Origin of the sequence: Geothermobacter hydrogeniphilus (assembly GCF_002093115.1) — a bacterium.
Taxonomy (GTDB): Bacteria; Desulfobacterota; Desulfuromonadia; order Desulfuromonadales; family Geothermobacteraceae; genus Geothermobacter_A; species Geothermobacter_A hydrogeniphilus.
The window spans coordinates 130,183-143,074 of sequence record NZ_NAAD01000003.1 but is presented as its reverse complement, the minus strand read 5'-3'; the positions used below and the strand labels follow the sequence as shown (position 1 = coordinate 143,074).

The 12,892-nt window shown below is 61.9% G+C and carries 10 protein-coding genes; all 10 read right to left on the bottom strand.

Going from position 1 to position 12,892, the window contains the following annotated elements:
- Positions 1 to 296: 296 nt before the first annotated feature.
- Positions 297 to 2,027: a radical SAM protein gene (locus B5V00_RS04085; RefSeq protein WP_085009486.1), complete on the bottom strand. Its 1,731-nt coding sequence runs from the start codon at positions 2,025 to 2,027 to the stop codon at positions 297 to 299.
- Between the two features lie 698 nt (positions 2,028 to 2,725).
- Positions 2,726 to 3,871, bottom strand: a complete 1,146-nt coding sequence (gene ftsZ, locus B5V00_RS04080; RefSeq protein WP_085009485.1) for a cell division protein FtsZ — start codon at positions 3,869 to 3,871, stop codon at positions 2,726 to 2,728.
- Between the two features lie 97 nt (positions 3,872 to 3,968).
- A complete protein-coding gene (gene ftsA, locus B5V00_RS04075; protein ID WP_085009484.1) occupies positions 3,969 to 5,198 on the bottom strand; it encodes a cell division protein FtsA in 1,230 nt (409 codons plus the stop codon).
- Positions 5,199 to 5,214: 16 nt separating this feature from the next.
- A complete protein-coding gene (locus B5V00_RS04070) occupies positions 5,215 to 6,060 on the bottom strand; it encodes a cell division protein FtsQ/DivIB (protein WP_085009483.1) in 846 nt (281 codons plus the stop codon).
- A 40-nt stretch (positions 6,061 to 6,100) separates the two neighbouring features.
- Positions 6,101 to 7,027 (bottom strand): D-alanine--D-alanine ligase, encoded by a 927-nt coding sequence (locus B5V00_RS04065; protein ID WP_085009568.1) that lies wholly within the window; start codon positions 7,025 to 7,027, stop codon positions 6,101 to 6,103.
- Between the two features lie 15 nt (positions 7,028 to 7,042).
- A complete protein-coding gene (gene murB / locus B5V00_RS04060; RefSeq protein WP_085009482.1) occupies positions 7,043 to 7,975 on the bottom strand; it encodes a UDP-N-acetylmuramate dehydrogenase in 933 nt (310 codons plus the stop codon).
- On the bottom strand, positions 7,972 to 9,345 hold the full coding sequence (gene murC / locus B5V00_RS04055) for a UDP-N-acetylmuramate--L-alanine ligase (protein ID WP_085009481.1): 1,374 nt from the start codon (positions 9,343 to 9,345) through the stop codon (positions 7,972 to 7,974). Before murC ends, murB begins: the two co-directional genes overlap by 4 nt.
- A gap of 7 nt (positions 9,346 to 9,352) precedes the next feature.
- Entirely contained in the window at positions 9,353 to 10,426 is a 1,074-nt protein-coding gene (murG, locus tag B5V00_RS04050; protein WP_085009480.1) for an undecaprenyldiphospho-muramoylpentapeptide beta-N-acetylglucosaminyltransferase, read from the bottom strand.
- A complete protein-coding gene (gene ftsW, locus B5V00_RS04045; RefSeq protein ID WP_085009479.1) occupies positions 10,423 to 11,529 on the bottom strand; it encodes a putative lipid II flippase FtsW in 1,107 nt (368 codons plus the stop codon). The genes murG and ftsW overlap by 4 nt, the downstream gene beginning before the upstream one ends.
- A 1-nt stretch (position 11,530) precedes the next feature.
- Complete coding sequence (gene murD, locus B5V00_RS04040) at positions 11,531 to 12,892, bottom strand: UDP-N-acetylmuramoyl-L-alanine--D-glutamate ligase (protein ID WP_085009478.1); 1,362 nt, start codon at positions 12,890 to 12,892, stop codon at positions 11,531 to 11,533.

Genomic DNA, 12,892 nt, shown 5'->3' with positions numbered 1-12,892 from the left:
GTTGACCCGTTCTTATCGGTTCTTTTCGCAACCCGGTTCAGGAATATCGCCGCCGGCGGGGCGATAAGGGGAGGTGGTTACGAAACGCAGGAGTGGGTTTTCATGGAACAACCCGTCACAGGCCACGGACAGGACGGCCTTTCACAATGCACAGATAATGGGTTGAGTTTAGCAGGAAAAAGATGCGAGGCAAGTTGTAAAACGCGGTTTTAATCAGTCGTGCGAAGGTCCGTAAAAAACGGCTGCGCAGATCCACAGTGGCGGAGCCGGAGCATCATCCTCCCCGGGAGGGGAATTCAATGACAGATGCCGCAGCGCCGGCAACCGGGACGGCAGGGCGGGGTTTTGAGACCATCAAGGGCACGCCGGTATTCCCGCCACAGGTAGTCGCGAGAGACGCCGATATCGAGAATCTCCCAGGGGAAACGTGTCTTTTCCGGGCGCTGTCGATGGAGCATTCCGGCCAGATCCAGGCCGACGTCGGCACAACAGGACTCCAGCGATTTTCCAGCGGCGAGTTCCGGCAACAGCTGACCGAATCGACGGTCGCCGCGAGCAAGGGCTCCCTGCAGGCGCGCCGCACGCAGGGATTCATGATGCAGTTCGGTATTGGGCAACCGCCCGATCTGCTGCTGAAGATATTTCAAGGTTCTTTTCAAAACCCGCATCTCCGCCATCGGGGCCCACTGAAACGGTGTGGAGGGTTTCGGGATAAAAGGATTGACCGAGAGCAGCAGATTGCCGATCCTCCCGAGAGAACGGCCGTGCGCCAGCCAGCGGTCCCGAATCTCCACCACCAGGTCGACCATTTCTTCGATATCGGCATGCGTTTCTCCCGGAAGCCCGATAAGAAAATAGAGCTTCAGATTCAGAATTCCTTTTTCACCGAGCAGGTCGACGGCCGCCAGGATCTGATCGCGCGACAACTGCTTGTTGATCAGGTCACGCATCCGCTGGCTGCCCGCTTCGGGAGCCAGTGCCAGGGTCCGGTGTCCGGCGGCTTTAAGGGCCTCCACTTCAGCCGCGGTGAGAGAATCGATACGCAGGCTGGCGACCGATATTTCTCCTTCCCGGTTGAGAATTTCGGCATTCAGGGCCTCAAGCTGTGAATAATCGGAAACCGCCGCCCCGACCAGACCGATGCGCCGTCGCTGACAGAGTCCCGTTTCCACCTGATCGGTGAGACTGCTCAACCCCCGTTCGCGGGGCGGCAGATAGATATAACCCGCGGCGCAGAACCTGCAGCCGCGGCTGCAGCCGCGGGAAACTTCGGCCAGGTACATGTCACTGAACTCGGTCTCCTCAGTCAGGATGTCCGATCCGGTCGGTGACGCGTCGAGATCAGCCAGCCATTGCCGTCGAACCCGCTGCGGAGCATCCCCAAGGGGAGGCCCGGCGATCAGGTTCCCATCCGGCATGGCTTCCACGACATAGGCAGACGGAACATAGCACCCCTGAACCTTGGCCAGACGACCAAGCAGCTCGGGTCGATCCATTCCTTCCGTTGCGAGCAGACCCTCCAGAAGCGCGGGGAGAATCACCTCCCCTTCCCCGACCACGAACAGGTCGATGATGTCGGCCAGCGGCTCCGGATTGAGAAAAGCACAGACCCCGCCGCAGATCACCAGCGGGTGCCAGGCGTTGCGCTGTGCACGCATCAGCGGCAGGCGGCCCAGTTCGAACAGAACCGGCAGGTTGAGGAAATCGTTTTCAAAGGAAATCGAAAACGCCACCAGGTCGAAATCACTCAGCGGCCGTCCCGATTCGAGAGAAAAAAGCGGCGTCTTCGTCCGCTGATGCTCCTTGAGATCCTCCGGATCGGGCAGAAAAAAACGCTCCGCCAGGGTGTCGTCGCGGCTGTTGAGCAGGCGATAGACGGTCAGAAACCCGAGGTTGCTCATCGCCTGGTGATAGGTATTGGGGAATACCAGCGCGACGCTCAACCGCCCGCCCCAGGGGTTGGAACGCACCCCGGTTTCGACCGTCAGACGCCGCCTGGCCTTTTCAATCAGTCGTGGTGAAGCCATGAGTGTATCTTGGCATTTCTGCCGGTTCGGGTAAAGAGAGTATGATTTACAACGTTTGGGCCGCCAAGACACCAAGGCGCCAAGAAAATCAAAACCCTGGGGAGTGAAAAAGAGCGTCCAAGCACGAAAAAAGAGGGGCCGCTGGGCGGCCCCTGGAGGGAGGATGACACAACATGGACGGTCTCCCCGTCAAACATACCGGGCGGAGAACACCGGTACCGGGGTATCCGAACCGTACATACGGACAAACAAGAAACCTGTCTCGCGCAGAGGCGCAAAGACGCAGAGGCGCAAAGCAAAACCCCTTCTGTCTGCATCCCCGCACCTGCCTACTTCAAGGGGGACAGTCCCACCGCGGGGACAGTCCCCGGGAGCGCCACTCTTCCTCCGCCGTTCCAAGGGCGAGGGATTTTTCGCCAAATCAAGGCGCGTCCCGATGAGCGCGGAGACATAGCGGCAGCTATGTCGCACAAGCGAAGAGGAACGCAACGCAGAGTTGGCGGAAAAGAACCGCCCCTGACCAACTGCGAGGGGGACAGTCCCCGAGAGCGTCCCCTCCCCTACCGTTCCAAGGGCGAGGGATTTTTCGCCAAATCAAGGCGTCCGGTCGATGAGCGCGGAGGCGTAGCGACAGCTACGTCGCACAAGCGAAGAAACCGGCAACGCTTAAGTTGGCGGAAAAGAACCGCCCCTACCTCCTAATCGACGCGTTTGCGGAGGAATGTCGGAATATCATACTCATCCTCCTCGCTCATCCCCCCGGCAAAGGCCCGCGGATTTTCCATCTGCCGCCGGCGAATGAAGGTCGGCAGATCACGATCGACCTTGCTCACCGGAGCAACGGCATTGGTCTTGAGGATCTCGCTGCCGCGCTGCGCCTGCTCGAAGGAATCGCCGAATCCGGTGGCGATGGCGGTCACCTTGATGGCATCGCCCATCTCCTCGTTGATCACCAGGCCGATGAAGATGTTGGCCTCATCGTGAACCTTTTCATGCACGATCCGCGAAACTTCCTCGAAATCCTCCATGGTCATACTGGCGGAACCGGTGATGTTGACCAGCACACCCTTGGCGCCGGAGATGTCGATCTCCTCCAGCAGCGGGCTGGAAATCGCCGCCTGGGCAGCCTCGGCGGCCCGTTTTTCGCCGGAACCGACGCCGATGCCCATCATCGCCATGCCGCGTTCGCTCATCGCCGCCTTGACATCGGCAAAGTCAACGTTGATCATGCCGTGGGTGGTGATCAGGTCGGAAATCCCCTGCACCGCCTGGCGCAGCACGTCATCGGCCGGCTTGAAGGCGTCGAGGATGCTCATATTCTTGCCCGCCAGCCCGATCAGCCGGTCGTTGGGGATCAGGATCAGTGAATCGACCACTTCCTTGAGCGCATTAACGCCCTCTTCGGCCCTGGCCATGCGCTGCTTGCCCTCGTGGCTGAAGGGCTTGGTCACCACCCCGACGGTCAACGCGCCGACCTCGCGCGCCACCTCGGCGATCACCGGCGCAGCCCCGGTCCCGGTACCGCCGCCGAGCCCGGCGGCGATGAACACCATGTCGGCCCCTTCGAGCAGTTCCGCCAGCCGCGCCCGGTCCTCGAGGGCGGCCTCGCGACCGACCTCCGGATTAGCACCGGCACCGAGCCCCTTGGTCAGCTTGCCGCCGAGCTGCACCTTCATCGGCGACTTGCTGGCCCGCAGCGCCTGGGCGTCCGTATTGGCGGTCACAAAATCGACTCCCGCGACACCGGACGCGATCATGGTGTTGACGGCATTGCCGCCCCCGCCTCCGACTCCGATGACCTTGATCCGTGCACCCTGGTCCATCGTTTCATCAAATTCAAACATAACTCCCTCCCTTTCCTGGTGTGGCGCGGGTTCTCCGTTCCCGCCCCTTGGGTTGACACAACTCTTTAGCTTCAAACCGGCGGACTCAACAACCGGCTCAGAAAAACTCGCCGAACCAGTCCTTCATCCGACGGATGACCTTGTCGAAAATATTTTCCTGACCGATACTGAAATTCTTCGTCTGCAGGTTACGGCTGCCATATTTCACCAGCCCGACACCGGTGGCGTAGATCGGTGAATTGACCACGTCGATCAGACCACCGATTCCCTGCGGGACTCCGCGCCGTACCGGCAGGTTGAAAATCTGCTCCGCCAGCTCCGGCATCCCCGGCAGGATCACGCTGCCGCCGGTCAGGACCACGCCCGAAGCGATCATGTCCTCGAATCCGCTGCGGACAATCTCCCGATTAACCAGCGAGAAGATTTCCTCCACCCGCGGTTCAAGAATCTCGGCCAGCAGTTGCCGGGACAGAACCCGCGGCTCGCGGCCACCGACCGAAGGCACCTCGATGGTCTCGTCCTTGCCGATCATCGCCGCCAGGCAGCAGCCGTATTTCTGCTTGATCATCTCCGCTTCCGCCATCGGCGTCCGCAATCCGACGGCGATGTCATTGGTCAGGTGGTTGCCGCCGAGGGACAGCACCGCGGTATGCTTGATCGCCCCTTCCGAGAAGATCGCCACGTCGGTGGTGCCGCCGCCGATATCGACCATCGCCACGCCCAGCTCCTTTTCATCGGGAGAGAGCACCGCTTCGCTCGATGCCAGCTGCTCCAGGGCGATGTCGGCGACATCCACCCCCGAACGCTGGCAGCTCTTGATGATGTTCTGGGCACTGGCCACCGCCCCGGTGACGATATGGACCTTGGCTTCCAGCCGCACGCCGCTCATGCCGAGCGGCTCCTTGATGCCGTCCTGGTCGTCGATGATGAATTCCTGGGGCAGGATGTGAATCACCTCGCGATCCATGGGGATGGCGATCGCCTTGGCGGCGTCAATCACCCGGCGGATATCCTCCTGGGTCACCTCGCGGTTCTTGACCGCGATCACCCCCTGCGAATTGAGGCCCTTGATGTGCCCGCCGGCGATGCCGGCGAAAACCGACTTGATTTCACAGCCGGCCATCAGTTCCGCCTCCTGCAGCGCCTTGCGGATCGCCTCGACGGTGCTCTCGATATTGATCACCACCCCTTTGCGCAGACCTTTCGACGGCGCCGTGCCGATACCGACGATATCGAGCCCTTCTTCGGTGGCGCTGCCGACAATGGCGCAGATCTTGGTGGTGCCGATATCGAGACCGACAATCAGATTTTCACGTTTTGTACTCATAACCTACCCCCTTGGGCTAACCCTTCCCAACCGTCATGTTCGTCGCGACCCGAACAATCACCCGGTCGGCAACATTCAGATCGATCGATTTAAGAGCCATCAGTTTTGGCTGCAGTTCCTTGTAGATCTTTTCCAGCCGATCAAGCTTCGCGGCATAATGACCGAATCCCAGGCGAATCGGCACCCCGCCGACATAGGTCATCAGCTCGATGCCCTCACTGTCGCTGAGGTGAATTTCCGACAGGTCATCCAGGTTGAATCCCTGCCGGGTCTCGATTTCCCGCAGCAACTGCATCACCTCCCGCAGCTTCTCACGGGTCTGGCGCGGACGTTTCAGCAGATCCTCCTTGGAGACCCCGCTGATCACCGGAAAATCGAGTCGGTCCTCGGCGTCCAGCAATTTGAAAATTTCCCCATCCCAATCCACGTAGTAGAGATACCCCAGGCTCAGGACCGCCGCCGGAGTCCGCTCGACGACATCGATCACCACGTCACGCGGGAAAATACGTTTCACGCTGGCGGTCGCGATCCAGGGGTTTTCCTCGATCTTCTGACCGATTCGTTCCAGGTCAAGGGAGAAGATCGACACCCCGGGTCGGATATTCGACAGTTCCAGGATCGCTTCCTTCGAGACCCGCTGCTGATGCTCGACGCGGATGGTTTCCACCTTGAAATAGCCCCAGTCAAGCAAGAGGCGGGATGCCAGAAGACCACCACCGACCACCAGCGCGGCACTGCAGAAAAAAACCAGCGACCGCATCGCCCGCCGCAGCAGCTTGCGCCAGTTGCGCTGTTTCTTCTGCTGCTTGCGCCGGTTGCCCCGGGTCTTTTTTTTCACAGCCGGCGACTTGAAATCGCGCATCCCTCATCCCCTGTCCGCAGCGTCGGCGAACTCTTTTCCGCTACCTATTCAATCCGGCATCGAGCAGCATCCGTTCGACCAGTTCGGCGAAATCCAGCCCCGCTTCGGCCGCCGCCTTCGGCAGCAGGCTGGTCTCGGTCATTCCCGGAATGGTGTTCACTTCAAGACAATAGAACTCCCGCTCGCGCACCATGAAATCGACCCGCGCCGCACCGCGGCAGCCGAGCGCCCGACAGGCCCGCAGCGACACCTGCTGCAGACGTTCGTAGAGGACCGCCGGCAGGGGCGCCGGCAGCAGGTATTCGGTCTGCCCGGCGGTGTACTTGGCGTTGTAATCGTAGAACCCGTCCTTCGGGACGATCTGGATGATCGGCAGCACCTGATCGCACAATACGCTGACGGTCACCTCCAGGCCCTCGATGTAATCCTCGACCAGCACCAGCGAATCGCATTTCAAGGCTTCATCCAGCCCGGCCTGCAGCTCTTCCCGGTCATGGACAATGCTGATGCCGATGGTCGAACCCTCGCGGGACGGCTTGACCACCAGCGGAAAATGGCGGCAGCGCTCAAGCAGCGAACTCCGATCTTCACCGGCAGTCAACACCGCGAAACCCGGCGTCGGCAGCTCGTGGTGGAGGAGGATTTTCTTGGTCGCCACCTTGTCCATCGCCAGAGCCGAGGCCAGAACCCCGCTGCCGGTGTAGGGAATGCCCATCAGCTCCAGCATCCCCTGCACCGTGCCGTCCTCGCCATAGCGCCCGTGCAGGGCGATAAAGGCGACCTCGACCCCGGCCTGCCGCAACTGGGCGGCGAGGTCACGCCCGGCATCGATGCCGACAGTCCGGTAGCCGAGCCCGGTCAACGCCTTCTCAACCGCCTTCCCGGTCCGCAGGGAAATCTCCCGCTCAGCGGAAAGCCCTCCATAGAGAATGCCGATCGTGGCGTTGCGTATCTGTTGTTGACTCAACCTCATGCTGCTGTCCTATTCCTCCGCCGGGCGGTCCGGGTTGTCTTCACCGACCACCTTCACTTCGGTTTCCAGTTCCACTCCACAGCAAGTTCTGACTTTTTCCCGTACCAGCCCGATCAGCTCGAGTATCTGCCCGGCACCGGCACCGCCGCGATTGACGATAAAATTGGCATGTCGCGGTGAAACCTGGGCCGGCCCGACGGCCAGGCCGCGCAATCCGGCGGCATCAATCAGCTTCCAGGCCGCCTCTCCCGGCGGGTTCTTGAACACCGAACCGGCGTTGGCTCCACCGACCGCCTGAGAACGACGCCTGGCCGTCAGCAATGCGTCAACCCGGTTCTGCAACTGTGTCCGCTCCCCCTGCTGCAGTTGCAGGGCAACCCGCAACACCAACTGCCCGGGACCGATATTGGATCCGCGATACACGCATCCGACCTCCGCGGCGCTCCAGGTCTCACATCGACCGGCATTGAACAGGTCCACCTGCCGCAGACAGTCGCCGATGCTCCGGCCATGGGCCCCGGCATTGGTCACCAGGGCGCCGCCGACAGTACCGGGAATTCCGGCCAGTTCCTCCAGCCCGGCCAGGCCGGAAGCAACGCAGCGCCGTACCAGCAGCGGCAGCCACAACCCGCACTCGGCCACAACATGACCATCAGCGCCGATCTGCAGACCGTCCAGGCGGCGGGTCTGGATGACCAGTCCGCGAATACCGCCATCGCGTACCAGCAGATTGCTGCCGGCGCCGATCACCGTCCAGGGCTGACCACATCGAACCGCCTGTTTCAGAGCCGAAAGCAGCTGCTCCGCATTCTCCGGCTGATAAAAGAGGTCCGCCGGTCCGCCGACCCGCCAACTGGTCCAGCGACTGAGCGGTTCGTGGCGACGCAGCACCCCGCCCGACTTGCTGAGGTTGTCAAAGAGCTGTTGCAGCCCGTTTTTCATCGGGCCAGGCGTCGCGCCAGTTCCCTGGCCGTCTGCCAGATACTGCCGGCGCCGAGGGTGATCACCAGGTCACCCGCTTCAAGTTCATCTTCCAGGTGCGTCAGCACCGCCTCCTGATCCCCGCACCAGGTGACATCCCGGTGACCGTGGCCGCTGATGCCGGCAACCAGGGCCTCGGCCGAAACATCCGTCAACGGTTCTTCACCCGCCGCGTAAATATCCATTACAAACAGCTTGTCGGCATCGTAGAAAGCGGTGGTGAAATCCTCGAACAGGGCCCGGGTACGACTGTAGCGATGCGGCTGAAAAACCGCTATCACCCGGCGATCCGGCCATCCGCTCCGCGCCGCGGCCAGGGTGGCGCGAATTTCTGCGGGGTGATGCCCGTAATCATCCACCACCATGATGTCTCCGCCGCTCGGCAGAATCTGGAACCGCCGCTGCACACCGCCGAAACCGTTGAACCCTTCGGCAATCTTTTTGAATGACAGTCCCAGTTCCATGGCCACCGCCACGGTCGCCAGGGCATTGAGGACATTGTGCCGTCCCGGCATCCGCAGCGACAGCTCGCCCAGCAGTCCGTTGCGATCATGAACCTTGAAGCGGGTCGCGTCGGCCTTATGCTCGACATCGGTGGCGTAGATATCCGCCTGGGTCGCCAGTCCGTAGGTGACGAAGCGTTTGTTGACCCGCGGGATAATCTCCTGGATGTTGGCATCATCGAGACAGAGAACGGCCAGTCCGTAAAAGGGAACCTTGTTGATAAAATCGACGAAGATCGTCTTGATTTCATCCAGACCGCTGTAAAAATCAAGATGATCGGCATCGATATTGGTCACCACGGCGATGGTCGGGCTGAGGTGCATGAACGAACCGTCCGACTCATCCGCCTCGGCGACCAGGAACTTGCCCCGTCCCAACTTGGCATTGGATCCGAATGCGTCCAGCCGACCGCCGATGACCGCGGTCGGGTCGAGTCCGCCGCGGGTCAGAACCGTCGCCACCATGCTGGTGGTGGTGGTCTTGCCGTGGGTTCCGGCCACGGCGACGCCGTATTTCATCCGCATCAGTTCCGCCAGCATCTCGGCCCGGGGAATCACCGGGATCAGGCGACGCTGGGCTTCCAGCACTTCGACGTTGTCATCATGAACCGCGGTGGAGGTCACCACGACGTCGGCTTCACCGATATTTTCCGCCGCGTGACCGAACGAGATCTGTCCACCGAGACTTTGCAGCCTGCGAGTGGATTCACTCTCCCTGAGATCGGACCCGGAAACCTGGTAGCCGAGATTGAGCAGCACCTCGGCGATGCCGCTCATGCCGATACCGCCGATGCCGACGAAATGGATGTTGCGTATCTTGCCATACATGATCAGCTCATCCTTTCCGGGCCATGGCCCGGCACTGGTCAAGAATCAGTTCGGCGGCCTCCGGCCGTCCCAGGGACCGTGCCGCGCCGGCCATCTCCAGCAGCCGCCGACGGTCATCAAGCAGGTCGGCCACCAGGGTCGCCAGCCGTTTTCCATCCAGCTGGGTCTGCGGCAACAGCAGCGCCGCCCCCTTTTTCGCCAGCGACCTGGCATTGGCATTCTGGTGATCCCCGGCCGCATGCGGATAGGGGATCAGCACCGCAGGCCTGCCACAGGCGGTCAGCTCGGCAATGGTGGTCGCGCCGGCGCGGCAGACCACCAGTTGCGACCGGGCATAGACATCCGCCATATCATCGATGAAAGCCCTGATCTCGGCATCCTTCCAGCCGGCTTCACGATAGGCCCCCTGAACCGTTTCCAGGTCCTCATCACCGGTCTGGTGGATAATCTTCAACCGTCCGCGCCAGGATTCGAGATGAGGAAGAGCCCCGACCATCGCCTGGTTGATGGCCCGCGCGCCGCGGCTTCCGCCGAAAACAAGCAGGGTCGGCGGAGATTCCGGCAGCGGCGGACAATCGGCCATCGTGCTGCGTACCGGGTTTCCGGTCAGCACCGTGTTGCCACGGAAGAAGGCGGCGCTTTCGTCAAAGGTCAGGCAGATGCGCCCGGCCAGTCGCCCCAGCAGCCGGTTGGTCAACCCCGGCGCGGCATTCTGCTCATGGATCAGAATCGGACAGCCGCGCCGTTTCGCCGCCAGCAGTACCGGTCCGCTGGCATAGCCGCCGACACCGACCACCACGTCCGGACGGAACTGGTCGATGATCTTCAACGACTGCCGCAGGCTGCGCAGCAGCTTCGGCGCCAGTGCCAGTTTCGCCGCCAGGCTCCTGCCGACGAAACCGGCGATATCGATGGTTTTCAGCGCCAGGCCCAACTGCGGCAGCACCCGTGCCTCGATGCCTCTTTCGGTCCCGACAAACAGGGTCTCCGCATCGGGATCAGTCCTCAGCAGCTGCTGGGCGATCGCCACCGCGGGGAAAAGATGTCCGCCGGTTCCACCACCGGCCAGCAGCATTTTCATCGCACCTCCCCCGGGATCTGGCTGGAGATATTGAGCAGAATCCCCACCGCCATCAGGGTACAGACCAGGCTGGTCCCGCCGTAGGAAAGAAACGGCAGGGCCAGTCCCTTGGTCGGCAGCATGCCGAGGACCACCGCGATATTGGTGAAAGCTTCCAGGCCGATCAGCACTGTCAGACCGAAGGCCAGGTTGCGGCCGAAATCGTCGGGAGCATGAAGCGCGGTCCTGATCCCGCGCAGGACCAGCACCAGGAAGATCAGGGTCGTCACCAGCACTCCGGCATAGCCGAGTTCCTCGCCGACCACCGAGAAGATGAAATCGGTATGCGCTTCGGGAAGGAAAAACAGCTTCTGCTTGCCCTCACCCAGACCGCTGCCGAACCAGCCGCCGGTACCGAAGGCGATCCAGCTCTGGATAATCTGGAAGCCGGTGTCGGTCGGGTCATCCCAGGGATTGAGAAACGCCAGGATCCGCCGACGCCGGTAATCGACCCCCATCACCAGGTAATAGGCGAAGGGAGCGGCCACCAACACCGCCGACACAAGGTGCCGCCAGCGAGTTCCGGCGACCGCCAGCATACTCAGGGCCACGGCGGCCATGGTGACCGCGGCACCGAGGTCCCGCTGTGCCAGCACGATGCCGAGCAGAATCGCCAGCACCACCATGTAGGGCATGAAACCGACCTTCAGAGTCCTGATCTTCTCTCCCTTCCTGGCCAGTGAATGGGCCATGAAAATCACCAGGGCGAGTTTCGCCAGCTCCGACGGCTGGAGTGAAAATCCGGGCAGCCTGATCCAGCGACTGGCGCCGCCGGCGCGATTGCCGAGCCCGGGAACGAACACCAGCAGCAACAGCAGCCCGCAGAAAAGAAACAAAGGGACAGCCAGCCGCCGCAGGCGATGATAGTCGAACTGCATCAGCCCCGCCAGCAGCGTCAATCCGATCAGGGCAAAGAGCCCCTGGCGCTTGAGAAAGAAGAATCCGTCGGCGTATTTCTTCGCCGCCATGATCGATGAGGAGGAGTAGACCATCACCACGCCGAAGCAGGTGAGGGCCACCGCCAGCATCAGGATCGTACGATCATGTCCGGTACGGATTTCCATCCTAGGGTTCCTCGTTTTCGGTCAACGCGTTCACCAGGCGGATGAAACAGTCGCCGCGCTGCTCAAAGTCGGCAAACATGTCAAAACTGGAGCAGCCCGGGGAAAGCAGCACCGTGCCGCCCTCGGCAGTCACCGCCCGGGCACGATCGACAGCCACATCGAGACCGGGGCAGAGTTCGATCTCACTGCAACCTTCAAGTTCCTCCGCGATTCTCGCGGCGGCCTCGCCGATCAGCAGCAGGTGCCCCACCTTCTCGCGAACCAGGGACGCCAGCTGCCGAAAATCGCCGCCCTTGTCCCGACCGCCGGCAATCAGCGTCACCGGCGCATCCAGACCGGCGAGGCTCTTCAGCACGCTGCCGACATTGGTCCCTTTTGAATCGTTGATCCAGTCAACGCCGCCCAGCATCCGCACCTGTTGCATGCGATGAGGCAGACCGCTGAACTCACAGGCCGCCTGCCAGATCAGCTGCGGATCACATCCTTCCAGCAGCGGCGGCAGCAGGGCCGCCATGACATTTTCCAGATTGTGGTCCCCGCGCAGCCTGAGCTGGTTGATGGCGAAGCGCTGTTCGCCCCCCTGCCACCGCCAGACGATCTCCTTCCCTTCCCGGCAGATCCCTTCCGACAGACGTCTCTCCGAGGAAAACAACACCCGGCGTCCCGGCAGGTCGGCGGCGATTTCCCGGACCAGGGGATCATCAGCATTCAGAATGGCGACATCCTCGGACCGCTGGTTTTCAAACAGCCGCAGCTTGGCCCGCAGATAGGCATCCATGTCGGCGTAGCGGTCAAGGTGGTCGGCGCTGAGATTGAGCAGCATCCCGTAGCGGGGCCTGAAGTCAGCGATCGTTTCCAGCTGAAAAGAGGACAGCTCGACCACCAGGTACTGCCAGTCATCGCCAGCCACCGCTTCGATCAACGGCGTGCCGAGATTGCCGCCGACAAAAGTCCTGCAGCCGGCCCGTCGGAACATCTCACCGCACAAAGCGGTCGTGGTCGACTTGCCGTTGGTGCCGGTGATGCCGACCAGCGGCGCGTCCAGATCGCGCCAGGCGATTTCCACCTCCCCGACCACCGGCACACCGGCGGCGCGCGCCTGCTGCAGAACCGGCAGATCGCTCGGCACGCCGGGACTGATCACCACCAGGTCGGCGGCCTTCAGCAGCTCGGAATCGTGACCGCCGAGGTCGAACCGCACTCCGTCGAGACCGGATTCGTCAAGGGTGTCGATCTGCTCACGGCGACGACGATCCGAAAGCACGACTTGCGCGCCCCGGCTGCAGAAATAGCGACTCAGGGCCCGGCCGCTGCGGCCCGCCCCGACGACGACAATCTGCCTGTTTTCATAGCCGTGTTTCAT

Bases quoted from the DNA above. Each gene is read 5' to 3' on its own strand.
- ftsW (WP_085009479.1), bottom strand. From the start codon at position 11,529: ATGGAAATCCGTACCGGACATGATCGTACGATCCTGATGCTGGCGGTG.
- murB (WP_085009482.1), bottom strand. From the start codon at position 7,975: ATGAAAAACGGGCTGCAACAGCTCTTTGACAACCTCAGCAAGTCGGGC.
- B5V00_RS04070 (WP_085009483.1), bottom strand. From the start codon at position 6,060: ATGCGCGATTTCAAGTCGCCGGCTGTGAAAAAAAAGACCCGGGGCAAC.
- murD (WP_085009478.1), bottom strand. From the start codon at position 12,892: ATGAAACACGGCTATGAAAACAGGCAGATTGTCGTCGTCGGGGCGGGC.
- ftsA (WP_085009484.1), bottom strand. From the start codon at position 5,198: ATGAGTACAAAACGTGAAAATCTGATTGTCGGTCTCGATATCGGCACC.
- murG (WP_085009480.1), bottom strand. From the start codon at position 10,426: ATGAAAATGCTGCTGGCCGGTGGTGGAACCGGCGGACATCTTTTCCCC.
- ftsZ (WP_085009485.1), bottom strand. From the start codon at position 3,871: ATGTTTGAATTTGATGAAACGATGGACCAGGGTGCACGGATCAAGGTC.
- murC (WP_085009481.1), bottom strand. From the start codon at position 9,345: ATGTATGGCAAGATACGCAACATCCATTTCGTCGGCATCGGCGGTATC.
- B5V00_RS04085 (WP_085009486.1), bottom strand. From the start codon at position 2,027: ATGGCTTCACCACGACTGATTGAAAAGGCCAGGCGGCGTCTGACGGTC.